The following is a 25,336-nucleotide window of genomic DNA, read 5'->3' as shown; positions in this document are numbered from 1 at the left end:
GGCAGGAACAGTTGTTTCGAGAAGTGTTCTCCGTTGGCCAAATAACCTAACGTAATGACCTTGGGTGATTATTGGGCCAGGCGAGTGGGCAGGGTTCGACGCCGGCCATCGGAGCGCATGCGCGCGCCGCATGGCCATGGTGCCTCGACCGGTAATCCAGTGGTAAAATCGTGACCTTGATACCGTCCGCTGCCGGCAACCGAGGGCGCGGCGGCCGGAGTGTGCAGTGCGGCATTGTCGAGGGGAGAAGGACTCCGCTATAAGGGATGCGCTCGCGAGCGAGTTACCTTCCTTGTGTGGATAAGACGAACAAATTGATGAAATTTTCTTCGGCTGCCGACGCAGTGGACATCACGGCTCAATTCCGGCGTCTGGAAGCAAAGCTCGACGAAGCGTTGTTTCAACTGGATTTTATAACCAGTCACTTGTCGAGCTACATCGGTTCCCAGACGGCGCTAACCTATCTGGCGGACGGTACGCCGATTTATGTCAACTCCAACGATTTCGGACCTCCCGCGAATTTCGTCGCGGGCGGGCTCTACGAAGTCGACAATCTGGAGACGCTGTTCAGCTTCGTTCATTGCGATTCGGTCTTCCTCGATATTGGTGCGAATTTAGGGTTTTTCTCGCTCAATCTGGCGCGCCGGCTGCCATTCGGTCGCGTTCATGCTTTCGAGCCGCATCCTCAGCTTGCACGGCTCGCCCGGGCGAGTGCCTATCTGAACGGTTTCTCGCAGCTACACGGAACGGCGGACGCCCGCATCGTGGTGCACCAGCTCGGCCTCGGGGAGCAGAATGGCGAAGTAACCTTCTCCTATCCTCAGGATCATCTGGGGGGAGGTACCCAGGGTGCAGGCAGCGGACAGCAGATCAAGGCCGAATTGCACCGCCTCGACGACCTGATGCCCGATAGTCTGATCTGTGACATTGTGAAGATCGATGTCGAGGGGCACGAGCTCGGAGTCTTGCGGGGCATGCGCGGAACTCTGGCGCGCTCGCCGAATGCTGTCGTGCTGTTCGAGAAGCTGGAACGCGGCGCCGGAAACGAGGCTCCACTCGAAGCCTATTTCGAAAAGCTCGGCTTTCACCTGTTCGGGATCGACCCCGGTCCGGTCCTGCGGCCGTTGCAGAAGGATACGCTGGCGGATTACAGTGGCTATGTACTTGCCCACCGTGATCCTGACCTGCGGCGTTCCCGGTCGTTTTTCCGGATCTATCCCCGGCAGTTCGTCACGCAGGCGGCCACTCTGCAGCGGCAGGAGCGCGATCTTCTTGAGGCCACCGGCGGAGATCGTGAAATCCTCTTCTACGGGCCATACTGGCGGCTGCGGCGCGGCGTCTACCGGATCAAGCTGGGCGGCGAGATCGATGGCGACGTTGCGCTCACCGTCGCCGCACGCTTCGGCTTCCCGGTTGCGACCTTGTCACTGAGCGCCGCCTATAAATCTGCCGAATTCATATGCGAACGTGATCTGCAGTATTTCGAGATCGTCGCGCGGGCCAAGGGTGGCCCCGCATCGGTGGCGTTGAACTGGGTGGAGCTGGAGAGGATCGGCTGACGATAAATCGCCAGTGGAACGGCCTTCTTAGCTGTCGGCACGCCTGCGAAGGCGCGGATCGCGAGTGACATGCTCTATACGTTGTTCGGGACGCCATCGGCATATTCGCAGTGGCTTCTGCATCTGTTGCGACAGATCGTGGAAACCGCTCATGGCCCGGCCCGCATCCTGAGCTGCGTCTATTTTTCGCAGTTGCGAGAAGCCTGGGCGCATCGGGCCGGCGAGCCGCTCATCATCTTCTCCGACATCCCCGAGCAGAAGCTCTCGGCGCTCATGCTGCAGGCGCGCGCGCCGATCGTCGTTGCCTATGACGATCCGCTGCTCGCGCTGGCCTTCAACATGCAGGCGCGCCAGATCGACCTGCGGCAGGGCATCCGCTTCCTCGCACAGAGCTACGCCACGCTTGAGAACATCTACTTGGCCTCAAATTCGCTTGTCGTGTCACCGCGCAACAAGTCGATGCGGCTGGCGGATTTCATCCACCATGTTCTGTCGGCCTATAATCTGACGCTGGGCGAGGAGCAGATGCAGGCCGTGCTCACACGCATGATCGGCCCCGGGTCGCTCGACGAGACGGCGAAGGACAACCTCGCCCGACACATCCCGCCGGTGGCGACCACCTTCGACAAGGCGGAGCAGGCGCTCGCCCGCACCGCACTCATGCCTTATGCGATGGCCATGGGGCGCAGGCCGATCAACAATGTCGTCTGCCCCGTCGAGTTGCTGCACGACTGGGACCACCCCGGCCACTATCTGTCGCCCGCTCCGATCGACCTGACCGGGCCGGCGCGGATTCTCACGGCGGGACATTCGCTCCATCTTCCGGTGGGGCGCTGGCGCGCACGCGTGGAGATCGAGGTCGAGGAGAACCTGTCGGGAAACGTGCTGTCGACCGACGTGCTGCTCGGCGACCTGTCCGTGGGTGGCGTAACGGGTCCGCTGCCCGCGCAGGGCGCCTTCACCTTCGAGATCGACTTCGATGTCTCCGATGCCTTTCCGCCGGTCCAGCTCCGGATGGTGCTTCAGCAGGGGGCAATCGAGGGCTATCTGGCGCTTCGGCATCTTGAGTATGAGCGGCTATGATGAGCGCAAACCGCAAATGTCGTACATTAGAACGAAGGCTTGGCGCTGAGGCCGTCGGGCGCGGAGGCTTCCGTTGAACTGGCTGGTCAAGACATCGTCCGCCGTCGCGATTCCGGCCCGGCGCGTCGCGGGCGAAGCCCGCACGCATGGCGCCTTCCGCGGCTTCGTCCGCCGGCGCCGCATGCTGCTGCGGATCGCGCTCGTGCTGCCCACCTTGCTGGCAGCGGTCTATTTTGGATTCTTCGCCACGCCCCGCTACGTCTCCGAGACGCAGATCGTCGTGCGCAGCGCGAATTCCTCGCGCGTATCGGGGCTGGAGGCGCTGTTCCGCAGCTTCGGCGTCGCGCGCGCCGTCGACGATACCAATGTGGTCCAGAAATATCTCGTCGCGCGCGACGCGCTGATCGCGCTGGAGGAGCGCCTGCCCCTGCGCGAAATGTTCGGGCATAGCTGGGTGGATGTTTTCTCCCGCTATCCCCGTCCGTGGGACGACGGGAGCTTCGAGAGCTTCTTCCGCTATTACCAGACCCGCATCTCGGCGATACAGGACCTCAATCGCGGCATCATCACCCTGACGGCCGAGGCCTTCCAGCCCGAGGACGCCAAGCGCATCACCGAGGAACTGGTGCGTTTGGCCGAGCAGGTCGTCAATCGCATGAACGAGCGTGCTCTCGGAGACGCGATCAATCTTGCCCAGAACGAGGTCAGGGCCTCGGAGCGCCGTCTGATCGAGGCGCAGGCGGCCCTAACCGATTTCCGCAATGCCGCGGTTCTGGTCGATCCGACCAAGACCTCGACCTCGGTGCTCGAAACCATCACCAGCCTGGCGACCGAGATGAGCCTCACCCAGGCCCAGATCGTGGAGATGAGCCGCACCGCGCCTTCGAACCCGGCGATTGCCATCGCGCAGGCGCGGGTCGAGGCACTGCGGGCGCGCATCAGCGCGGAACGAGCAAGCCTGGCGGGTGACGACAACGCACTTGCGACGAAGGTCTCGGCCTATGAGCGGCTGACCCTGGTGCGCGACCTCGCCGACAAGGCGCTGGCGTCAGCCATGACGTCGCTCGAGTCGGCGCGCTCCGAGGCACTGCGCCAGCAAATCTACGTGGAGTCCATCTCCGCGCCCAATTTGCCGGATCAATCGACGGAGCCGCGCCGGCTGCGGCTGGTCTTCATGGTGCTGGTTGTCACGCTGATCATCTACGCCATGTTCTGGATCCTGTCGGTGGGAACCAAGGAGCACGCGGTATGAAGCTTTTCGACGCGCGCCGCTGGGCACCAGTGCGGATGCAGTTCCGGGTCCTGTCGGCGCTGGTCGCGCGCGAGGGGCTTGCCAAGTACGGCCACGACAATCTCGGCTTCTTCTGGGTCATGGGCGAGCCGCTCGTCTTCGCCGGTGCCGTCATGGCTCTGTGGACCATCATCAAGCATAACCATATGGAGGAGGTCGGCCTCGTCCTGTTCGTGCTCACGGGCTATTGCGCGATCACCCTGTGGCGCCATCTGATCAACCAGTCGGTGCACGCGCTCCGGCGCCGCTCAGGCCTGCTCTATCACGCCAACGTCAAGCCGCTCGACATCCTGCTCGCGATCTGCGTGCTGGAGACGCTCGGCATCTTCACCGCCTTCATGATCGCCTATATCCCGCTGGCGCTCTTCGAGGTCGTCCATCCGATCTACGATCCGCTCAACCTCGTTGGAGGGTTCATGCTGCTCGGCTGGTTCGGCTCGGGCTTCAACCTGTGCCTGGCCGCTTTGTCGGAGCGCTACGAGATCATCGAGAAATTCGCGCAAGCGACGATGTATGTGACGTTGCCGCTGACCGGTGTCTTCACCATGGTCGATTGGCTGCCTCAAGCTGTCCAGAATGTCATGCTCTACTCGCCGATGGTGAATGCACTTGAGATGTTTCGTTCGGGTGTCATGCCTCCGGAGGTCGTCACGAAGTTCAGCGTGCCCTATCTGATCGGCTGCTGTCTCGCCATGAGCGCGCTTGGCCTGTTGCTGATGCGCGACGTCAAGAAGCATATCGGCACATGAGCGAAGTCGAGCGCACATCCTCGGGCGAGATAGTCGCGGTCCGCGAGCCGGAATTGCGCCCGATCGAGATGCGGCCGGTTCCCGCCCCGCGCGAGCTCGAGGGGCGGGAAATCGTGCCGGTGTCGGGAGAGGCGACACTTGCAGCGCCGCGCCGCCGACGCTGGCTGCTCCATTTCTGCGTCACCATCCCGACCACGCTTTTCGGCATCTACATCTTCCTGTTCGCCTCGAACGTCTACATGTCCGAAGCTCAGTTCCTCGTGCGTGCGCCGAGTTCGACCGGCGCCTTCACCGTGGCCGTGAACCAGGGGATGCTGCGCTCGAGCGACGAGTCGCAGATCGTCGAGGCCTATATGTCCTCGCGGGACATGATGGTGGATATCGACCGGAAGCTTGATCTGCGGGCGATCTATTCGCGCCCGGAAGCAGATTTCCTCAGCCGCTTTCCATTGCCCTTCATGGCTGGAACCGAGGAGCGCCTGCTGCGCCACTTCAAGAGCTGGGCCACGACGGATCTGGAAGAGGCGACCGGCATCATGACGCTGCGCGCTTATGCCTATCGCTCGGACGATGCCTATGCGGTCGGCTCCGCCATGCTCACCTCGGCCGAGGAACTCGTGAACCGGCTGAACGCGCGCGCCTATCAGGACCGGGTCGACTATGCCCGCAGCGTCATCGAGAAGGCGCGAAGCGAGGTGGCCAAGGCCGAAGCCAATCTCACCGCCTTCCGCAACGCGACGCAGACGGTGGACCTCGGGCGCGAATCCACGGCCGCGCTCAACCAGATCGGCAAAATGGCGACCGAGCTCGCCCAGATGGAGGCATCGCTCAAGCAGACCATGAGCGTGACGCCGAACCATCCGGGCATTCCCTCGCTGCGCGAGCGCATCGCCTCCTTCAAGAGCCAGATCGACGAGCTGAAGAAGCGGGTCACGGGCGAGAGCACCTCCATGACGCGCGACCTCGGGGAGTTCGAGCGCCTATCTCTGGAGCGAGGTATCGCCGCCAAGGGGCTGGAAGCCGCTTCCTCCTATCTCGACAAGGTCAGCCAGGAAGCACAGGTCCAGCACTTCTATCTCGCGCGCGTCAGCGAGCCCAATCGCATCCAGACGCCCGAATATCCCCGCCGGATCATGTGGTTCCTCATCGTCTTTGCGGTCGGTTGGGTTGCCTATCGGGTTATTCTTGCCGTGCGCACCCTCATCTGGGATCACAACGGCTGATGCTGAAATCCCTGCTGCCGGCTCCCGTACTGCGCGACTGGCCTTTCGCTCCCCGCCCTCCGGCCCCGGTGCAGACGGGCGTGGCCCGTCCCCGCGCTGTGCGGATGACCAATGTCGTGAAGGAGTACGAGACGCCTGTGGGCGTCAAGCGCGTGCTCGACGGCGTCAGCCTGGAGGTTCGCGAGGGCGAAAAGCTCGCAGTGCTCGGGCGCAACGGCGCCGGCAAGTCGACGCTCGTGCGCCTTCTCGGCGGCGTCGAGACGCCGACGGTCGGTTCTGTCGAGCGGGGTCTGTTCATGTCCTGGCCGCTCGGCTTCTCGGGCGGCGTCGAGAACAACATGAACGGCATGGACAACATCCGTTTCATCTGCAAGCTCTACAACCGCCCGGTCGACCACGTGACCGCCTTCGTCGAGGATTTCGCGGAGCTCGGCCGCTTCCTCTACGTGCCCGTCGGCAATTATTCGTCGGGCATGCGCATGCGTCTCGCCTTCGCGCTGACGCTCGCCATCGATTTCGAATGCTTCCTGATTGACGAGGTGACGGCGGTCGGCGACCAGCGCTTCCATCGCAAGTGTCACGAGGAGCTGTTCGTGAAGCGGGCCGACCGCGCGCTGATCATGGTCAGCCACGACATCGGTTCGATACGCACCTTCTGCCATCGGGCGATGGTTCTGAAGGGCGGCCGGGCGCGCATCTTCGACGATATCGATCTGGCGATCCGGATCTACGCCACGCTTTGAGTGATTGTACCTGATGTCCAAGTCCATCCTGATCGAAGCCTACAACCTCACCCTCGCCAGGGGTACGGGCATCAAGACCTATGTGAAGGCGCTTTCCGACATCGCTTGCGAGCTCGGCTACAAGGTCGATGCGCTGTTGCAATCCGACCGGCGGCTGAACCGGCGCGACAACATGCTCGCCGAGATCGCCTTCTTCGAAGGCGTCAGCAGCACCAACTGGAAGGATCGCTATCTGCGCGAACCGCTGGAGGTAGCGGTCGGCGTGCCGTTCGGTCTGCGCGCCCATGGGCTCGCGCGCACCGGCATCGTCCTGCAGGGGTCGACCGACGATCTTCTCGCCCGGTATAATGAGCTGTTCGTGGCCTATCGCTTCGTCAACGCGGCGCGCCGGCACTTCCGTCGCCACGGGCGGCTGCTGGAGCTGAAGCCCGACAGGACGCCCGACCTCTTCCACCTCACCCATCTCGCGCCCGTGCGCGTGCGGGGAGCGGCCAATATCTGCACGGTGCACGACGTCATCCCGCTGCGCCTGCCCAACGCGACGCTCGACAACAAGAAACACTTCCTCAATTCGCTGCGCGTGCTCTGCCGCGACTGCGACCGGATCCTGACGGTCTCCGAATGTTCCAAGCGCGACATTCTGAGCATCGTCGACATGCCGGAGGACAAGATCGACGTCACCTATCAGGCCGTGAGCCTGCCGCCCGCTCTGCTGGAGCGCGACGAAGCGCAGACGGCCAACATACTCGACAACATTTTCCGGCTCGAGATGGGCGGCTATTTCCTGTTCTTCGGCGCGCTCGAACCGAAGAAGAACGTCTCGCGCCTCATCGACGCCTATGCCGCGTCGGGGGTGAAGGCGCCGCTGGTGATCGCGGGGGGCCTCGGCTGGAGCTACGAATCCGAGGTCAAGCAGATCGACCAGGAGCATTTCTCCTCATGGCGCATCCGCGAGGAGGAGATCCGCCGCGAGCGCCGGGTGCGCCATGTCGATCATGTCCCGCTGAGTCATCTGGTGGCGCTCATCCGGGGTGCCCGCGCGGTGCTGTTCCCGTCGCTCTACGAGGGCTTCGGCCTGCCGGTGCTCGAGGCTATGACGCTCGGCGCGCCGGTGATGACGTCCAACGTCGCCTCCCTGCCGGAGGTGGCCGGCGAGGCGGCGCTTTATGTCGATCCCTACGATATCGACGAGATGACCCGGGCCATCGTCGCGCTCGACACCGACGCGGACCTGCGGCAGGGGCTGAAGGGGCGGGGCCTGGAGCAGGCGAAGAAATTCTCGATGGACATCTACGCGCGAAGGATCGCCGCGGCCTACGACGCGACCCTTCGCTGACGTCCTGACGGTTCAGGCGAGCGCCGCCACCTTGTCGGCAAAGGTGGTATTGGCGGACCGGCATTCCTCCAGCGCCTCCGGATAGGAGGTGGCCATTCTCTGGAAGCGCTGCCAATCGGTCGGGTCGCACAGCGGCACCGGGTGCTTGTAGTCGTAGAATTTCGACGAGCTCGGGAACGCGATGACCTTGCGACCCATCAGGGTCGCCCAATAGGCCCCGTGGAAGCTGTCCGTGAGCACCAGCTCCGCCTCCCCGAGGAAGGTAATGGCCGTCTCGAAATCCGCGGAATTGGTCAGGAGCGGAACATCCTGGGGCAGGGTCTTGCGCAGGTTCTCGTTCCGATAGGTGCCCTCATGGGCATACATGACGATCGGGTGCTTCACCTCGAACTTGCGGTCGAAAATCGGGTCCATGCACGACACGCACGGCACCCATTCGTAGGGATGGCCGTGATCGCGCACCCCGATGAGATCAAAGGGGAGGCCCTCGAAATGATATTTGCGCTTGAGATGGCGCCAGTCGCCCAGCTTCCAGTCGTTGTGCCCGGCACCCCAGACCACGACCTTCGTCTCCTGCCGCTTGTTCTGGAAGATGTAAGTGAGGCCCGGCATGAAGAAGTCGAGCTCCAGGAGCCCGCCGCCACCGACGATGATCACTGCCGCTTCGAAGAAACGCTCCTTCCACTCCCTGCGTTCCGGCTGAGTCGGCACTTCGCGCGGCATGAAGCCGAGAATCTCGCGTCCGATGACGGGGATTTTCTGGTCAAAGTACAGATAGGGGGCGCATTTCAGATCGCCGATATTATTCGTCTTCAAGCGATGAAGATTGAGGAATTTTGTCATTCCGGATCGCCTATTATTATGGCCCAGCCTTTGTGCAATCTGACGCAGATGGTCCCGAAGCAAGGATGAGGTTCATGCCTCGCGACCTTGTTGGCTTTTAGGGTTATTCGGGTCGCCGGGAAAGCGTTTCCCCTGCGTCTTCCACGCCTTGCCGACAATCTTCGGGTGTCGACCAGGCGGCTGGAGATGAACCGCGACTTACGGTTGTCCGCCGCGGAGCGCGATTCCACCGAGCAGCCAAGCTCCTTGCCCATGGCGCTCAATTCCGATCGCGGACATATGCCCTCAGCGCCTCCACCATCACGGTAAAATTGCGCGTGGGAGCGCCACGTTGCGGATTGGAAAGCCAAGGGCCATAGTCGTTCTTCTCTCCTGCGGAACGTGGATAGTTGAAGAAATACCAGTAAGGCTCGTATTGGATAAGCGTCGAGCCGAGATCGACCGCACGTTCCGACCACTTGATCAGCCAATCGACGCTGCAAGACGTCTCCGGCACCGAAATGCGATCGCACAGCCAGGCCTGGTTTGACAAGCCGATGCCTTCAGCCTCCGCGACAAGCTGAGGTGGAAACAGCTTCGGCCAACTGTCCATGCGCGCGGCGAGCGGATCCGCCCATGATTTCAGCGGCTCGTTGTTGCCGTAGGTTATGATCACTCGTGAGCGGTATTGTGACACGGCGTCGATCAACTCGCGTTCATTGCGCTCCTGACCGACAAAGGGCTTGCGCAGATCTTTGTTGCCCGAGGCGTACCACCAGGGATCATTGAAAACGACGAGCATGTCGTTGCGCGCAGCAAAGCCGAGCTGGTCGTCGAGGATCTTGCGGAGGAAATACGGTCCGTCGGGGAAGATGGCCTTCTTCTTGGTGAACCAGTTCACCCCGCTATGATACATTTGAGTAGAGAAATTCGCCGCGAAGCTCTCATGGATGCGGATGCCGGCGAAGGACGCGCCATACCGGTCGCGGATCGCCTGCAACTGTTCGACCGATTTGCAGACGCCGTGCAGCCGGTCATAGGGCTGCGTGACGGGTTTCGCCGCCGGACGGGGCGGCGCCTTGGTGCCGGATGTCCAGGTGTCGAGCACGAAGTTCAACTGCTTCTGCACGACGAGATCGAGCGCGTCGAACAGCAGGGTTTCGTCGGTCTGCGCGCAGCCCAGGAAGACGAGGGGCTGGAAGGTTCCTTCCAGTCCCTTGATGGCGTCGAGCGTGTTGGATAGGCCGGCCAAGTCGCGATTCTGCACCGGGCTGTTGACGAAGGCTTCCTCGATCGAGAAGCCCAGGATGAGCTTGCCCGCAGCGCTGCGCGCAAGGGCCTCCCGGGACACGACGAGGCAGCAGGTTCCAACCAGGAACCCGACGAGCGCAACCGCGAGAACCCGGAACAGCCCTGCTCGCACCGGAGGTTCAGGAGACCTGGTGGCGTGCGTCATGCCTACGATCCCTGGTGGGGATCACCGCGCGTCGGCGGCAATCCACCACTGGTAGCCATGTGCGAGGCCGGAACCGTCGCCCTGCCGCGCAACGGTTCGCAGCGCGGCATGCACGCCTTCGGTCAGGGACCTGCGCTCGGACTCGGCCCGGATAAGGTTCCCGAGCGCGGTGGTCCGCGCGACGTCGAGGTCGCGTCGCATCTTGGCATCGCCCTTCTGCGGGCGCGGCGTCTTGGCGGCCGCGTGGCTCGCCTTCGCCACCTTGATCAACGCCGCGCGCAGATCGGGGTAGGTGTCGAAGACGAGGGGATCAAGCAGAAGAGAGGCGGCCAGCTCCTCACGCGACCAGAGCATCCGGCTGAGCCGCTTGGCCTCATCCTCCGACAGCGTCTTCGACTTGCAGAGCTGCCAGGCTTCGATCGTGAGAGTGGGATTCAGGCTCATTCACGTTCCTCCGGCGGGCCGCCTTTTCATAGGCCGGGATCGCCTGTTCAACCATGGATGTGACGGTGAAGCGGTTTTCGAATTCGGCGCGCGCACCTTGGCTGAGACGCTCGCGCAGCTGCCGGTCACGGGCGATATCGATCAGCCGGCGCGCGCAGACGTCGGCCTCGTTGCCGTCGACCGGCACGAGGTAACCGGAAACACCGTCGCTCACTACCTCCTTCAGGCCGCCCGAGGCGAGCGCCACCACGCTCGCTCCCGCGGCCATGGCCTCGATGGCGACGAGGCCGAAGCTCTCATAGCGGCTCGGCATCAGCGTCGTGTCGCAGGTCGCGTAGATGTCGTCGAGCTCCTCGCGAGTGACCATGCCGCGGAACGAGACGCGCGGATGCGTCAGGAGCGCCTCGGCGTCCGCGTCCACGAAATATTCGCGGGCGTTGGCCGACACCTCGTCGCCGACGAAGACGACCGTGGCTTCCGGCACGGCATCGAGCAGGAGCTTGAGGGCGCGGGCAGCGACGTCGATGCCCTTTCGCGGCTCGAAGCGCCCGACATAGGCCACCTGGAAGGCTGCGTCGCGCGCACCGCGCAGGTTGCGGCGGGAGGGCTTGAGCTCGAACGGATCCCAGGTGCCGTGCGGTGCCAGCACCGTGCGGTCCCTGAAGGAGATCGAATAGGCATTGGTCAGGTCGTCGATGATCGCGTTCGAATTGGCGAGGATGACGGGCGTGCGTTCGAGCAGCTCCTGCTCCTTGCGGATGATCTTCTGGACCGTCATGTGGTTGTAGATCGGCCGCAGAGACCATTCGGGCTTGAACGGCATGGCCATGGCGTAGCTGGTGTGCAGGCTCATGATGATCCCGATGTCGGGATCGTCCGCCACCGCGACGCCTTCCACGTCCCAGATCGGGAAAGAGAGGACGTCGAGCCCGAACGTCTTGAGGCTCTCGACCTCCCGCCGCACGGCCGCGGCCCAGCCTGCGACGTTCGGCGGCACCTTGTGGTCGGCCATGACGACGGATTCGAGGCCGGTATCGGGCACCACGCGGTGGATCCAGTAGCCGTTCTTGTAGTTGACGCTGGGCTCCTTGTCGGAACGCGCGATGACATGCACCACATGGCCGAGCTTGGAGAAGCCCGCCGCCATCATCGACGTCCAGCGCGCGATGCCGCTGTCGTTGTCCGGCGGGAAGGACTGGCTGACGAGGGCGATCTGCAGGCCCTGCGTCTTCGGGAAGGGCAGGAAGGGATCGGTCGTCTTCTCGAGATCGAGATCGCCGAGCGGCTGGCCGACCGCCTGCATGCCTGCGACCGACCCGCGGTCGATGCCCCAGGCGACATCCTGATCGAGGCTGGTCTGGTGCTCGCGGGTGATCTCGCTGTGATCGGCGAGCCAGGCGTTGGCCCGATGCAGCTCGGCCCTATAATCCTCGAGCTGGCGGTTCGCCTCGTCGAGCCGCGCCGAGCCGTGGCGCATGATGAAATAGGACTTGCTCACCACGGACGGGTAGAGGGTCTTGGGAATGCGCTTGGGCGTGCGGATGTGGGATTCCGCAAACTGATGGAAGATCAGCGCCTCGGGCGCATAGAGCACCTGATAGCCGGCATCGACGATGCGCAGGCAGACGTCGGTCTCGTCCAGCAGATAGGCGAAGATGTTGTCGAAGCCGCCGATCTGCCGCAGCACGTCGCGGCGGAACGACGAGTTCGTGCCAAGGAGGCTCGGGTAGAAGGGCGTGCCCTTAACGCACAGCGGGCGTTCGTCGAAGAAGGGCGAGACGTCGAAGGCGTTGCCGTAGCGGTCGCAGACCGTCTTGCGTACCTGGAAGCGCACGCCCGAATTGTCGATGGTGAAGCCGCCCACGGCGCCGACGCGGCGGTCGCCATAAGGGGAGGCGAGCGCCTGGAGCCATTTGGAGTGCGGCGCGGCGTCGTCGTCGAGGAAGGCGACGATGTCGCCGGACGCCGCCTCGATGCCGATGTTCCGCGACATCGACAGGTTGGCCTCGGGGCACGTGCGAATCTTGACCTTGCCGGCCCAGCCGTCGATCACCTGCTGGCTGTCATCGGTCGACGGCCCGTTGACGACGATCACCTCGTAATCCGGATAATCGAGGCCACGCAGGCTCAGAAGCGTATCGGCGAGTTCCTTGCCGCGATTATAGGTGTTGATGACGATGGAAAAGCTCGGGAGCTTCACGCGGCATTCCCCTTCGACTCGGCGATGACCGCCATCAGGTCGCGATTGACGGAGGCGAATTCGGGCTGTCGCACGATGAGCTCGAGCGCGGTTGCATTTGTCGGCGCGTTGTTCATGACGGCACAGATCTCGTGGAACGCGTAATAGGAGCGCGCCAGGAAGGCGCGGAACAGGGTTTCGACGTCCTGTCGCACGGGCGGGGCGTCGAGCAGGCCGCCGCTTCGCGAGGGGTCCGCCCAATAGCGTCGGATCGCCTCGAGGGTGGACCTGTTCAGGTTCGCATTGCGCTGGCGCGAGACGAAGGCGATGTGCTCGAACAGATCATCGCTCGTCTCACCGAGCGACCAGGCGGTGCGGTAGGTGAGCTCCGCATCCTCCCACTTGTTCTGCTCCTTCAGGCAGTGGCCGTACTGGATGTAATAGCCAGCGCACAGGGGATATCGTCGCAGCGCCTGGTAGTAGGCGGCCTCGCCGGCGCTCCAGTTGCGGGCGTCCCGCTTGGCGTCGGCGTCGGCCACGCTGTACCTGAAATCCTCGTCGAGGGAGATGAAGCGCGCGGTCGCCGCAACCGCCAGCTTGCGCCGGCACGATGTGGCCTGCGTGAAGCGCTGCATGAAATAGTTGAGGGAGACGGGCGTCTCGAAATTCGCCTGCTTGGCGGCCGAGACCGCCTGGACGAGGCGCTCGACCAGCGCGTCGCCGTCACCGCCGAAGGACCCGTCAATCTGCCCGAAGAGATAGGCCTCGTCGAAATCGTTCTCAACGATGTCGATCACCAGCGGATCGAGGCCGGTGACGGGAGGAACCGGCAGAAGTGGGACGGAAGAGCCCGAACCAAAGGAAGAGGCGGCGTCCCGTCCTTTAAAGATCTTACGCAAACTCGTGACCCCCGTTTCGTTTGCGCTGCAACAAAAGTGGCGCGCTCGCGAAATCCTATCGCGGTTTATGCCGCAGTGCAGCTTAAAACCGGTGACCGCCTCTTGCCAACACGATTTGCGTCTCCATTCAAATTCCGGCCGCCTCCAATGCGCTAAGAGGTATCCACGTGCCTACAATATTAACCATGCGGGAATTCATTCCAGTATGATGCGGGATGTGAGGGGTGCGTGTCACGTTGGAGTACTTCCGCTATAGTTGAAATGATTCACAATTCGAACCGGAATCGCTTGAATGGGCAAGTAACCACGCTATAGGAAGGCGGGTAATTCGGTGCGTGCATAGGTCGCCATGGCTTCTATGACCGGGCGCGTAGGGTGTGTTCCGTCGCGTGTCGGAAGCCCTAGGTCCTGGCGCCAATGGGCAGGTCGTGATGGATCCCTTGCCACGGAATCCATGTCGAGGATGCCATTGCCGAAAGGATTGGTGCGGATCCATTGATTGACCTGGGTCCGGCTGGCTTGGACGTCGGGCCTGTTCTTCCGGGTCCATGGCAGCAGCGTGCACTGAATCATCCGGGCGCCTTGGGCGGCGATGACGGAGTGCACCTCGTCATACATCGCGAATAAATCGTCCGCTTTCGTCCCGGTGGAGACGAGATCGTTAATGCCGAGATTGGTTATGATATGCGTCGCGCCCACGATCTTGGATCGCAGCAGATCCGGCGCGTCCGCATATCCTTGAAGCCTGCGCCCGGGAACGGAGCGTTGCAGGGACCGTACACGCAGGCTGCCCAGCGCCAGCGTAGCCCAGCCCGGTCCCGACGGGCCGTCGCTCATGATGCTGTCGCCGAGCAGCACGCATGTGACTGAAGTCAGGCCGATATTTCCGGTCTCGGCGAAGGCCGGGGCGGACAGGCAGAAGACAAGGCTGGCGAGCGAATTGCGCAGGAAGGTCCGGCGCGCCGCGCTCGTCAGCATGGTGTCAGGCATCGACCTTGATTGTGTTCTGGAGATTGCCGACCCGGGACGATTTGTCGCCGTTCAGCTTCCGGACCTGAAGATATTTCTGCGTCAGTTCTTCCATCGTCAGATTCGTCTCACAGAAGAATAGTTCAAAAGAAGACATGATGACGTCAATGATCTCGTCATAGGGATGACGTCCATCCGAGCTGAAACGGCAGAAGAAGAGATCGTTGACGATTTCGTAGGATGGAAAATAGAACAGATTTTTGCTTCGCTCGTCGTCATGCTCCCGCATGAATTCGTCGAGCGCTGCGCGCAGGATCGCCTTGGATGCCGAGTTTGCCGTGATGCAACTGACCGGCCGGAAGGTCGCGGCGAGCGGCACCGGCGAGAGCGTGAAGAGCAGCTTCGCGTTCGGCACATGCTTGCGGATCGCCTGATAGATCGCCTCCAGGCCAGCCTTGGTTTCGGCGAAGCTGCACACCCGGAATTTGTGCCGGCTCGGGTCGTAGTTCTGGCGCGGCACCGCTCGCCAGAAAATGCCGCCCGTGACCTCGTCGTACCAGACTTCCGACAGGCCGAGCGTGATGATGAAGAAATCGGTGTCGAGGAAGGCCTCTCGCGTGCGTTTCCGGACGTCTTCGTCGTAACCGAACTCTTCTGCCTTGAATCCGTGCCAGAGCCCGGTCGGCGGCGCCACATCTTCAAGCGCCCAGGCAAATTGCTGATATAGCGAATGGATATTGACCAGTCCTTCGCCCATCTTTGAAATGTAAATATCAGGATGGCGGTCTTTGGTGAGATTATATCCGACACCGCTTAAGTGCTTGGCTATGTTCGAGGCAAAGCAGCTGCCGAATGCGGTTATCTTTGTCGATTTATTGATGACAGGGGCGTCGGGTGTCCAGCCTTTTAGCGTTTTCTTCAGAAAATCGTTTCGGATAAAATCCTTGTGATACGGATTTAAATTACAATTTTCGCCTCGAAAAAATGACGATCCAATGGATTTTGGGGTTTCGCTATCAAGATTGAACGAAATTACCTCCTGTTGAGAGAGGTCGGTCGTTTGTTTAATGCCGTGTTCCATGCAAATGCCTCCGATATCGTCACTAATCGAAAATAACTATTTTTCCAAGTGCAGCTCAGTTGTGTTGCGTATTGCTGGATGCTGAAGGGCGAATTTTTACGTTCCCCGTCTGTCCCAACGAGGCCAGGCATGCCACGCCTCGGAGGCCTGTCTACTGGCAGGCAGGTGTATCCACGATGACATCGCGCGGCACTGACGTTGAGTTGCGGTGCCTTGAATGATGCATGTTCTGGGCCAATTTGTCCCAGAGGAATGAACGACATTAGGTAAGAGGTGTAACTGCCTTTACGAATATACTGTCGCGCCAATCCGCTTCAAGCTGCGGATGCGGGTGATAGGGCTCAGACCTTTGCAAATTGGCCCATGCGTGCTAGCGCTTTCAGCGTCTCCATCCCTTACTCTCGCGGTGTATCATGATCGATGTCAAAGATCTTCAAGTCGCGATTGAGCATAACCTCGCTGCCCTGAAGCGTTCGGTTCGAAATCTGAGGAAATTTCAGAAGGGTGAGAAACTCACTTATCCCAAGGCTTTCATGGATCATCCCATCGTTCACTTGAGGGATGAGGACGTCGTGAGCGCCAAGGTATTTGCCAGCAGATCAAGTCTGCTCGCGAGCCTGTCACTCCCAAAAAATTCATTTTGTTGTGAGGTGGGAACCTCCACCGGCGCGTTCGCCAAAGAAATATTAGCCGCCTTCGATCCCGAAGAGCTTCATGTGATTGACATAGATTTTTCGCGCTTCGACGAAGGTCTGCGGCAAAATATCGCGGTCAGTAAACACCTCGGAGATTCAACGAAAATACTTTCCGGTTTCTCGGATAATTATTTCGATTTTATATATGTCGACGCCGACCACGGTTATGACTCCGTCGTTTCGGAGCTCAAGGTCATCCGCCGGAAGATAAAGCCGGGCGCCATCGTGATGTTCAACGACTACACCAACTGGTCGCTGAACGAGGTGCAGCCCTATGGCGTCGTGGCGGCGGTCAACCAGTTCGTGCGGGACACGAATGCCAAGGTCATAGGTGTGGCGCTGAGCGGCACCGCGCATCACGACGTCGCCCTGCGCATGCCGGCCGCCTGATCCGACAGACCGTCCCCGGAAAGAACAACGCCCGCCTGCGATGCACGCAGACGGGCGTTTCTGTGTCTGCGCGCTCTCGCGGGAGCCGCGGCGCTGTTACTGCACCGCGTTGGCGATGCTCGCGCCCTGGGCCACCGGCGAGGTGATCATGTTGAAGAGTTGGGCGACCTTCTGGACGTCGCTCAGGATGGCGTTCGACACGAAGATGACGTCGCGATTGAAGATCCGGAACTGGCTCGCCGCGAAGATGCCGGACGTCTCACGCATGTTGAACGCATAAGCGACGCGGACGCCGCCCATCGTCATCATCTCCGGCGTCACCTCCGTCAGAGCCCGCGCAATCTCCGGCTTCTCGAGACGGAAGACGAAGACGCCGTCCGGGTCGGCGCGGAAATCGAGCAGGCCGCCGGCCTTGGCGATCGCCTGGCCGAGCGTGATGCCTTCAGCGTTGAACGGAATCTCGGCATTGCGGCCGACTGCGCCAACGGCAAAGAAGATCTGCGGATCGCGGATCACGGTCAGCACGTCGCCGGGGCGCAGATAGATGTTCTCGCGGGGGTCGGCGGCGACCTTGGTCATCGCCACGCGGGCCGTGCGAGAATCACGGGTGAGCTGGATGAAGCTCTCATTGACGTCCACGCGGTTGCCGCCGGCGGAAGCCAGAATGTCGAGAATCCGGTCACCCTTGGGCGACAGCGGGATGCGGGCACCGGCCGCGCCTTCGCCGACCACCGTCACGGTGTTGCTAAGCGGCCTGGTGATGGTGACGAGCACCTGGGGCTGGATGGCCTTGCCGTCGAGGGTCTGCTCGATCGAGCGCTCGATCTCGCTGGTGTGGCGGCCGGCCACCTGCACGCGTCCGGCATAAGGCACAGTGATGGCGCCGTCGCGCCCCACGATCTGCTCGGGAATGGTCGCCTGACGCGAGCCGGGAATCTGCCCTTCGCGCACGGCGGGGGCGCTGAAAAGGCCGCCGGAGCCCGCCTCCCAGATCGTCACGGTGACGGCGTCGCCGACGCCGACCTTATAGTCGCCCGAGGCACGCCGGTCGCCGAAGGAGGAGAGGGAGGTATCGGCCGCGCGACGGCGCAGCACCGAGATGACCTGGTCGTCGACCGGAATGAGAGCAAAGCCCGGCAACACGGCTTCCTGCTGCTTGCTCTCTTCGCGCACATCCCTTGCCGTGGGACCGGCGGAGGGCAGCATCGCGCATCCCGCCAATGCGAAACCCATCGCGGCCAAAACAATCAAACGCATCTGTCTCGATCTCGACCCCTACCGGGAAGCCATAACACGCACACCGTAACGAGGCGACCCCAATGGAAACGCTTACGCCGACAGTGTCTCCTGCCGGCCACAGGCATCTTGGCCAGTCACCGTGTTACGCCAATTTCCTTTTCCTCAGGTTTCTTTCAAAGGAGGAGGTTGTCATTTCCGCTCCCTCTACGCAGCCGCGATGACAGAGTGAAGATAAAACTGCGCGAATTTCATAGCGGGGATTGTCACGCCGCCGCCGAGCACAGTGCGGCAACGGCAAGTGACCAGGTGTGGCGCCGCGTTCGAGCGCCGAAATTGCCGGGAATGGGGACGAAGCGGGCTGCAAATGTCCCCGCGCTCTATCAGGGAGAACAAGCGCGGCCGGTCGGGCTCGATGCCGGCGCACTCCAAACGGCTCCAGCACCTGGTCAGGCAGGCTCCGCCAGCGCGGTCAGAACGTCTTCGACCTCGCACGGGATGCCGCACTGTGGCGACAGATAGGCCGGATAGAGCGCGAGCGTGCCGACGACAAGCTCGTCGAGGGTGAGCTTCCGCCCCCGCCGCGACGAGCGTACGCGATCCTGCGTCAGTCCCCAGCCGGCATAGAAGGGGAGGCCCCAGCAGACCACCTCGCGCCGCCGGAGCAGGGCCTCGAAGCCGGAGAGCGAGGTCATGACGTGCAGCGTGTCGATCTGCGGGTAGAGTTGGGCGGCGTCGCCCTGCGTCAGCACGCAGTCGGCCAGCCGGTCGGCGGCCTCGCGATCGATCGCTCCCGAGCGCAGGCGCGCGACGACGTCGGGATGCTCCTTGTAGATGAGATACGCGTCCGGGCATTCGGCGCGAACCGCCGAGAGAAACTCCAGATTGTTGGTGAAAGGCACGGCGCCCAATCGCCAGGCGGCATCGCCCGGCACCTGCGCCATCGCCAGCACCATGCGTCGCCCCCGTGCCCTGGCCCGCAGGTCCGGCAGCGTTTCGCGCAGATTGTATTTGGTGAGTCCGCCGGTGACGATCCGGTGCACGAGGGCGGCGCCACGGGCCCGCTCGGCGTCGGTGAAGGCGTGGGTCTGCAGCAGCGCTTCCAGATCGCTCGGGCGGGTGGCATCGAAATGCGCGGCGCGGCGATCGAAGCAGAGCGAGACGGGAGGGGTTGTCTTCCGCCCGAGCCCGCGCGAACGCAGGAAGCCGTCCTCGACCCGCGTCACGGTAATACCGGCCGCGCGCACCACGGATTCCGCCTTCCTCGATATCCGGTCGCCCCAGGCGACGACCTCGCCGGCGCCCGCGGCCTGTGCCCGCTGAACCAGATCCCTCGGCTCGCGCCGGAAGAAGCGTACACCGGGGCCGGCGGCACCGAGATAGGCACGCATGAGCCGATGCTTGTGGCGGGCGAAGCCGACCGCGACGACGGGCCAGCGCCGTGCGTGGTAGTGATCCCGCCAGAAGGCGAGGCGCTCGAGCGCCGCCTCGGCATCGAGGGCGCGGCCGCTGCCGGGATCGAAATAGCGCGGATAGAGGCCTATCGCCGCCCCGGCGAGCGCGTCGAGCGAGAGGCGTTTTGCGGCACGCCGCGCGAGGGCGGCCCGGGCGTGCGGCGCGGCATCGTCGGGGCGGTCCTCCGTCAGCCCGAAGCCGGCATAGAAGGGGGCGGCGAAGGTGACGACGCGCCGTCCGCGCAGGAGGGCGTCGAAGCCCAACTGGCTCGATGCGGTCCACACCTCGTCGATCTCGTCGAGGAGCGCGTGCGGGCCCGCCTCGGGCGCGAGGCGCGTGAGCGGGGAGGGTGCACCGAACATGCCCTTCGCGTAGCCGGCAACCACGTCCGGGTGGACTTTCAGGAAAGCCGCTGCGCGCCCCTCGCGCGCTAGCGCCTCCGCCTGTGCCTGCATGGCCGCGAAGGTCGCGGTGCTCGCTCCGGCGCCCAGAAGCGAGCGGTCCCCGGCGACCTGATCGACCAGGAGGATTCGCGGCAGTCCCTCCGGCGCGTCGAGCCGAACGGGATCCTCCGGGACATAGTTGAACTTTGACAGGCGCTTCTCGACGATGAACTCGCGCAGGGAGCGGCCGCGGCTCTCGATATCGGCGCCGAGTGGGCCGAGCAGGAGCATCTCGAGCTCGCTCTCCTGCCGCGCGTCGAAATAGGGGCCGCGCGCGTCCAGGGTGAAGGAGAGCGCCGGCGTTCCCTGCTTGCCGAGGCCGACCGAGCGGTAGAAACCGTCTTCGAGCGTCAGGAAGGGGAGGCCGCGTGCCTTCGCATGCAGGCGGGCGTAGAAAGCTGTCGTCTTCGCGCCCCAGCCGGCGACAGCGTCGGGCCGGAAGCTCGGATCCTCAAGCGCCCCGACCTCGATCGGGGCAAGTGCCGTGGCTAACCAGGGGAAGCGGCGGAGGGTGACGAGAGGCAGCGCGATACGACGCGGACTCATGCGGCGACGTTTTCGGCGATGAAGCCGAGTGCGCGTTCGACATGCTCGCGCCAGCTGAGCGAAGCATAAGGCGGAGCCGCGTGCGATGACGCGTCGTTCTCGGTGAGGAAGGTCTGTTCGATGGCGTGCATCCAGCCCGGCCCGTCGAGCGGATCGACGAAACGGGCGCTGCCTTCGGCGATCTCGCGGTGGACGGGCAGGTCCGACGCGATGACCGGGCAGCCGAGCGCCAGCGCTTCGGCGATGGGCAGATTGAACCCCTCGGCGAGCGAAGGCGCAATCATCGTGCAGGCGCCAGCCATGACGGAAGCGAGCGCGGTATCGGAAATGTCGGACGCCTCGACGACGAAGGGGGCGAGCAGGGTCGAGCGCTCGAAATAGTCGAGAACGTTCTCGTTCTCCCAGCCCCGGCGACCGATGATGACCAGGCGCGGCGTGCGCGTGCCGTGCTTCTCGACGAGGCGGCGCCAGATGGCGAGAAGGAAGGCGAGGTTCTTGCGCGGTTCGATCGTGCCGACGACGACCGCATAAGGATGGGTGGAGCGCGGCGGCGTGAGCGCGGAGCGGTCGCGAAAGCAGTCCTCCACGCCGAGAGGAACAATGGCGAAGGGTGGAACGCGCAGGCCCATCGCATCCATCTGCGCGGATGCCGCAGCCGCGGTCGCCTGCGAATTCACCAAGACGAGACGGGCGTGGTTCGAGATGGCCCTGAGGCGTGAGAGATGGCGCTCGTTCTCGCCCGGGCGGCAGAATTCCGGATAGTCGATCGGGATTACGTCGTGCAGGAAGAAGACCGGCGCGATCTTGGCCGAGGACAGCCAGCGCTGAATGGCTCCCTGATCGAGCCGGCCGTGCGAGGTATGCAGATAAATGGGCGGATGGCGCGGGACGCTGCCGAGATGCCGGTCGAGCCGGACGCGCGCGCGGAGCATGTCGCGCGGCGTGAACAGCACCCGTCCGGGCCAATGCGTGACCGATGACGGCGCCGCGACGCGCAGCGGTGTCCGGGCTTCCAGTCGAAGCGGGCGCTCCAGCTCGGCGCACAGGTCGACATAGGAAGCTTCCTCGTTCGAGCCGCGGTCTAGGCTCCAGGCCTCCACGATGGCCTGCCGCAACTCGCGGGCGCGCTCCTTGCGCAGCATTCCGGCGATGAGCTTCTGGAAGACGACGAAAGAGGGCTCAAGGCCGGCGGGCTGGCCCATCGCATGGGAGAAATAGGCGTACTCGACGCGGTCGATGCCGCTCGGCGTCGTTCTCCGTCCGCGCTGGCACAAGCGCGTGACGTCGAGCAACAACCGCATGTCGCCTACCGCCTCCATACACCATCTTCCGTTCCGCGCCAGACGACGTTGTCGACGGGCTCATGATCATCGTTGGTTTGCTCACGGTACACGAGCGGGATGACATTTTGCTGCACTGCGGGCTGCTCCTCGAGCATAGCTTCGAGGCGAGCCAATACCCTGACGCATGTCTGATCGATCTCGTTCTCGATGTAGAAGCTGCCATTCACCTGGCTGGTGGCAACGATGTGGGCACGGAAGGCTTCCCAGCGCTCCGGTTCGGGCAGCGGCGCGGCCCGCCAGAACCGCGAGAGCGTGTGATCGGCGCGGTCCGCGCCATTGACGGTCAGCGGCTCGTAGAAGCTGTCGCCGAGTGCCAGCACCGGCTTGCCATGCGCGAAGGCGACCATGGCCGAGGTGCTGTTGACCGTGATCATGCCGCATGAATGGCGGGTGAGGAGGCCGAGGGAGCCGTCGTCGATGAAATGCACGCGATCCTTGATATCGTGCAGTGCAGCAAGCTCCCGAACCAGCTCGCGCGCGGAGCTGTGGCCGCGATCCAGCGGATGGCCCTTGAACACGAGATTATGGGTGGGGTGCGCCTCGCGCGCGAAGGAGCCGATCACCGTCTCGATGAGGCCCTCGATCGTCCAGCGGCATCCGTGCCGCCGCAACTGAAGATCGTCGTGTACCTGCAGCGCGACGACAAAGTATTGGCCGTCCAGGCGCTCCACAATCGACTGGATCAGAAAAAGGTTTTCATAGCGGCGCAGGCATTTCCGTAGCGCGTTCCGCGCCCACATCACGCTTTCGAGCACAAAGCCGCGCCGGCGATGATGGCGATAATGGGGGAAGCGCAGCACGCCGGCATGCATGGCTGTAAAGTACCATACGGCGGAGCGCGCCATCGGCGAAAAGCCGTTGGTGGGCATGATCGCGGGCGGGGTGGCCTCGACCGTTGGTTCGTCACCGCGCCACAGGCGCAGGGCGGAGGCCGCGTTATTGCCCCCCATCTCCATGGTGATGTAGTTCGGCCGCAGATAGCCTTCCTCGAAGCATATGACCTGCACGCCTGCCGCGCGGGCGATGGCGCGGGCGGCACGGTGGATCGGCCGCTGATCGCCGAACAGCAGAATGACGTCGGGCTGGAAGTTCTGCAGAAATCCCTTGAACCAGCGAGGCCAGCTCGCCAGGCGGTCGGTGAAGCTCAGCTTGCGCCCCGTTCCCTGGAACAGGAGGTCGCCGCCGTTGAAGTTGATCTTGACGGTTAGCCAGCCTGCGCGATCAAGCGTTTCCTGCAGCGTAGAAAAGAAGGGCCCGACCGGACCTTGAAGGAATATGGCACGCCGGCGGCGCTGCCCATGCTGCGATTGATGAAACGCGATGCTCATGTTCATCACCAACAAGCGTTGCGCTTAGAGTGAGTATGGGCATAACTTAAAGGCAATTTTGAATCTCTTTACTCGTACGCGAGATGCGCTAGGAATATTTATTCTTCATTGTGCAATTATGACCAACCCAAGTCCAGCGATTAACGAGCGCTGACGAGGCTCGGCATAAATGCGTTAACCGCGCCGGGTTGTTTCCCCGGCATAATTCGCCTCCCGGTCGCAATCGTCTTGAGGGCTTCTCTTCGAGGTCCGGCCCTGAGAGTCGGGATCGAAGCGCGTGGCGGTAATATCGTTGGCGTACCCCCATCGTCGAGCCCAAACTTCCAGTAACGTCACTGGCAAGATTCGGACCAGTTGTCCCAGCATCCGAAGGATGTCGGCCTGGCATGGGGCCTGCGGCAGAATGTCCTTGGCACGTCCAATACCGTTCGTGGTGGCGAGCCGGCTTTGCCGAAGAGCAGATCGCATCGACGCTACAGTAAAGTGACGTCGCTTCGCGGCCGTGCGCACGCCGGCCCGTCACCCTCACGCTGCGCAAGCCGGCGCGCTGTGGCGTGGATCATCCGCCAGTGCGGAGCCGGCCCGGGTCGTCGAGGTATTTTTCTTTAAGTGGTAGCGGAGGAGGGACTTGAACCCCCGACCCCAGGATTATGATTCCCGTGCTCTAACCAGCTGAGCTACTCCGCCGCCGAGATCGAAGCCGGCATGCGGCTCCGAGCGCGAGGTGGGCGGATATAAGGAACGCGGCCGATCAGTGTCAAGGCGCGGTCGGCCGGGCCAGCGTCATGCCTGCTCTCGCAAGCGGGCAGGTTCGATGCGAGGGGGGTCTCATGGCCGAACTGCCCGATCCGACCATCTTCCAGAATCGCCTCATCCGCGCCCATGTGCCGGGCCTCAGCTTTGTGGATATCGGCGGATTGTGGGGCACGGTGAACGAGAAGGTCACGGTGGCGATGGACGCCGGCGCGAGCGCCGCGACGATGGCGGACATCCTGCCCTTCAGTCACGAGCTCTGGGGCCGTTTCGACGCCCGCGCCGCCGAACTCGGCTTTTCCGGCTATGGCCGGCGCAACGTCAATCTCGACTCCCCGGACGTCCACGAGCGTCTCGGCACCTTCGATGTCGTGCACTGCTCGGGGATCATCTATCACGCGCCCTCGCCGGTCCACACGCTGGACCGGCTCGCCAGCGTGACGCGCAGATATCTGCTGCTCGGCTCGATGGTGGTGCCGGAGCGGGTGGAGAACGAGGTCGGGGCCATCGACTTCAGCGGCGGGCAGACCCTGTTCATCCCGGCTGTGAACGAGCGCAAGCGTGCCATCATGTCCGAGCATTTCCGGCTGAGCGGCATCGAGATCATGCACTTCAACCGTGCCGAGTCGGAGCCGTTCCGCGTCGACGGCAAGGCCAATTACGGACCGTGGTGGTGGCTCTACGCGCCGAGCACCATGATTGGCATGTTGGAGGCGAGCAATTTCAGGGTGCTCGATCATTCCCCGGAATGGGGCGGGCGCTCGCACTATTTCTTCTGCGAGCGCGTCTGAGGCGCCATCCTACCAGCGCGGCGCCGCCGGCTGCTGGCCGACGATCTCATGCAGGCGCCGGCGGGTGCCGGGCGTCGTCTCCGGCGGCAGGTCGTCGAGCGGGAAGAAGCCGACCTCGGCGATCTCGCGGTTCGGCACCATCGGCGCCCCGGCGCGGAAGTGCTCGATCACATAGACCGCCACATGGTCGCGCCGCGAGGCGAAGGAATTGAAGAACACGCCGTGCAGACGCGGCTCGCCGACGACGTGGATCGCCGCCTCCTCCTCCAGCTCGCGCCTCAGCGCCTCCATCAGCGTCTCGCCGGGCTCGACGCCGCCGCCGGGAAACTGCCAGCCGGGCGAATAGGTGTGGCGCAGCAGCAGGACGTGCTGGTCCGGTGCCAGCACGACCCCGCGCACCCCGAGCGTCATGCCCCGGGCGAAGCGCCACCACACATGCATCATGCGCTGCAGCCGTCGCGGCCGCCGCGGCTCATCGGGCGGGCGCTCGTGATTCAGCGGCGGATCGCTTTCCCTCGGCCG

The 25,336-nt window shown here is 63.2% G+C and carries 21 protein-coding genes and 1 tRNA gene; 9 read left to right on the top strand and 13 right to left on the bottom strand.

Annotation, left to right across the window (positions count from 1 at the left end):
* Nucleotides 1-317 precede the first annotated feature (317 nt).
* From U742_RS0110215 to U742_RS0110185, 7 genes are all read left to right on the top strand, one after another.
* Entirely contained in the window at nucleotides 318-1,559 is a 1,242-nt protein-coding gene (locus tag U742_RS0110215) for an FkbM family methyltransferase (RefSeq protein ID WP_197028230.1), read from the top strand.
* A gap of 138 nt (nucleotides 1,560-1,697) precedes the next feature.
* Nucleotides 1,698-2,642, top strand: a complete 945-nt coding sequence (locus tag U742_RS0110210; RefSeq protein WP_156034193.1) for a hypothetical protein — start codon at nucleotides 1,698-1,700, stop codon at nucleotides 2,640-2,642.
* Nucleotides 2,643-2,715: 73 nt separating this feature from the next.
* Nucleotides 2,716-3,894 carry a KpsE/RkpR family capsule polysaccharide export protein gene (locus U742_RS0110205; protein ID WP_051661027.1) on the top strand — a complete coding sequence of 393 codons (1,179 nt, stop codon included), beginning with the start codon at nucleotides 2,716-2,718 and terminating at the stop codon, nucleotides 3,892-3,894.
* Nucleotides 3,891-4,682, top strand: a complete 792-nt coding sequence (locus U742_RS0110200) for an ABC transporter permease (RefSeq protein ID WP_029352628.1) — start codon at nucleotides 3,891-3,893, stop codon at nucleotides 4,680-4,682. Before U742_RS0110205 ends, U742_RS0110200 begins: the two co-directional genes overlap by 4 nt.
* Nucleotides 4,679-5,905, top strand: coding sequence for a KpsE/RkpR family capsule polysaccharide export protein (locus U742_RS0110195; protein ID WP_029352625.1), 1,227 nt, complete (start codon nucleotides 4,679-4,681; stop codon nucleotides 5,903-5,905). Before U742_RS0110200 ends, U742_RS0110195 begins: the two co-directional genes overlap by 4 nt.
* The gene (locus tag U742_RS0110190) at nucleotides 5,905-6,648 is read left to right on the top strand and encodes an ABC transporter ATP-binding protein (protein ID WP_248310325.1); all 744 of its coding nucleotides are present in this window, start codon (nucleotides 5,905-5,907) and stop codon (nucleotides 6,646-6,648) included. The genes U742_RS0110195 and U742_RS0110190 overlap by 1 nt, the downstream gene beginning before the upstream one ends.
* A gap of 13 nt (nucleotides 6,649-6,661) precedes the next feature.
* Complete coding sequence (locus U742_RS0110185) at nucleotides 6,662-7,984, top strand: glycosyltransferase family 4 protein (RefSeq protein ID WP_029352622.1); 1,323 nt, start codon at nucleotides 6,662-6,664, stop codon at nucleotides 7,982-7,984.
* Nucleotides 7,985-7,996: 12 nt separating this feature from the next.
* Here U742_RS0110185 and U742_RS0110180 read toward each other — a convergent pair whose 3' ends face one another.
* The 7 genes from U742_RS0110180 to U742_RS0110150 form a co-directional block, all read right to left on the bottom strand.
* Complete coding sequence (locus U742_RS0110180; protein ID WP_029352621.1) at nucleotides 7,997-8,827, bottom strand: polysaccharide pyruvyl transferase family protein; 831 nt, start codon at nucleotides 8,825-8,827, stop codon at nucleotides 7,997-7,999.
* 259 nt (nucleotides 8,828-9,086) lie between these two features.
* A complete protein-coding gene (locus tag U742_RS0110175; protein WP_156034191.1) occupies nucleotides 9,087-10,262 on the bottom strand; it encodes a hypothetical protein in 1,176 nt (391 codons plus the stop codon).
* A 21-nt stretch (nucleotides 10,263-10,283) separates the two neighbouring features.
* Nucleotides 10,284-10,706 (bottom strand): hypothetical protein, encoded by a 423-nt coding sequence (locus U742_RS0110170; protein WP_029352617.1) that lies wholly within the window; start codon nucleotides 10,704-10,706, stop codon nucleotides 10,284-10,286.
* Nucleotides 10,636-12,906, bottom strand: coding sequence for a glycosyltransferase (locus U742_RS22495; RefSeq protein ID WP_051661026.1), 2,271 nt, complete (start codon nucleotides 12,904-12,906; stop codon nucleotides 10,636-10,638). The genes U742_RS0110170 and U742_RS22495 overlap by 71 nt, the downstream gene beginning before the upstream one ends.
* Entirely contained in the window at nucleotides 12,903-13,682 is a 780-nt protein-coding gene (locus tag U742_RS23365; protein WP_029352612.1) for a tetratricopeptide repeat protein, read from the bottom strand. The genes U742_RS22495 and U742_RS23365 overlap by 4 nt, the downstream gene beginning before the upstream one ends.
* 411 nt (nucleotides 13,683-14,093) lie before the next feature.
* Nucleotides 14,094-14,762, bottom strand: coding sequence for a GDSL-type esterase/lipase family protein (locus tag U742_RS0110155; protein ID WP_197028229.1), 669 nt, complete (start codon nucleotides 14,760-14,762; stop codon nucleotides 14,094-14,096).
* Nucleotides 14,763-14,766: 4 nt separating this feature from the next.
* Nucleotides 14,767-15,834 (bottom strand): GSCFA domain-containing protein, encoded by a 1,068-nt coding sequence (locus U742_RS0110150; RefSeq protein ID WP_081852934.1) that lies wholly within the window; start codon nucleotides 15,832-15,834, stop codon nucleotides 14,767-14,769.
* 413 nt (nucleotides 15,835-16,247) lie between these two features.
* Between U742_RS0110150 and U742_RS22870 the strand changes: the two genes are divergently transcribed.
* Nucleotides 16,248-16,919: a class I SAM-dependent methyltransferase gene (locus tag U742_RS22870; protein ID WP_081852933.1), complete on the top strand. Its 672-nt coding sequence runs from the start codon at nucleotides 16,248-16,250 to the stop codon at nucleotides 16,917-16,919.
* Between the two features lie 96 nt (nucleotides 16,920-17,015).
* On the opposite strand, the gene U742_RS0110140 is transcribed toward U742_RS22870, so the two are convergent.
* From U742_RS0110140 to U742_RS0110120, 5 genes are all read right to left on the bottom strand, one after another.
* Nucleotides 17,016-18,125, bottom strand: a complete 1,110-nt coding sequence (locus U742_RS0110140; RefSeq protein WP_248310324.1) for a polysaccharide biosynthesis/export family protein — start codon at nucleotides 18,123-18,125, stop codon at nucleotides 17,016-17,018.
* Nucleotides 18,126-18,604: 479 nt separating this feature from the next.
* Nucleotides 18,605-20,599 (bottom strand): capsular polysaccharide biosynthesis protein, encoded by a 1,995-nt coding sequence (locus tag U742_RS0110135; RefSeq protein WP_051661022.1) that lies wholly within the window; start codon nucleotides 20,597-20,599, stop codon nucleotides 18,605-18,607.
* Entirely contained in the window at nucleotides 20,596-21,900 is a 1,305-nt protein-coding gene (locus U742_RS0110130; RefSeq protein ID WP_197028228.1) for a glycosyltransferase family 4 protein, read from the bottom strand. Before U742_RS0110130 ends, U742_RS0110135 begins: the two co-directional genes overlap by 4 nt.
* Before the next feature lie 5 nt (nucleotides 21,901-21,905).
* Nucleotides 21,906-23,270, bottom strand: a complete 1,365-nt coding sequence (locus tag U742_RS0110125) for a capsular biosynthesis protein (protein WP_197028227.1) — start codon at nucleotides 23,268-23,270, stop codon at nucleotides 21,906-21,908.
* A gap of 610 nt (nucleotides 23,271-23,880) precedes the next feature.
* Nucleotides 23,881-23,957 (bottom strand) — tRNA-Met (locus U742_RS0110120).
* Nucleotides 23,958-24,100: 143 nt separating this feature from the next.
* Between U742_RS0110120 and U742_RS0110115 the strand changes: the two genes are divergently transcribed.
* Nucleotides 24,101-24,814 carry a methyltransferase domain-containing protein gene (locus tag U742_RS0110115; protein WP_029352597.1) on the top strand — a complete coding sequence of 238 codons (714 nt, stop codon included), beginning with the start codon at nucleotides 24,101-24,103 and terminating at the stop codon, nucleotides 24,812-24,814.
* Between the two features lie 9 nt (nucleotides 24,815-24,823).
* On the opposite strand, the gene U742_RS0110110 is transcribed toward U742_RS0110115, so the two are convergent.
* Complete coding sequence (locus U742_RS0110110; RefSeq protein WP_029352595.1) at nucleotides 24,824-25,258, bottom strand: NUDIX domain-containing protein; 435 nt, start codon at nucleotides 25,256-25,258, stop codon at nucleotides 24,824-24,826.
* Nucleotides 25,259-25,336: the final 78 nt, after the last annotated feature.

The sequence above is a fragment of the Allobosea sp. 117 genome, assembly GCF_000702305.1.
Taxonomy (GTDB): Bacteria; Pseudomonadota; Alphaproteobacteria; order Rhizobiales; family Xanthobacteraceae; genus Ancylobacter.
The sequence above is the reverse complement of the archived record's forward strand: the minus strand, read 5'-3'. Positions and strand labels throughout refer to the sequence as shown.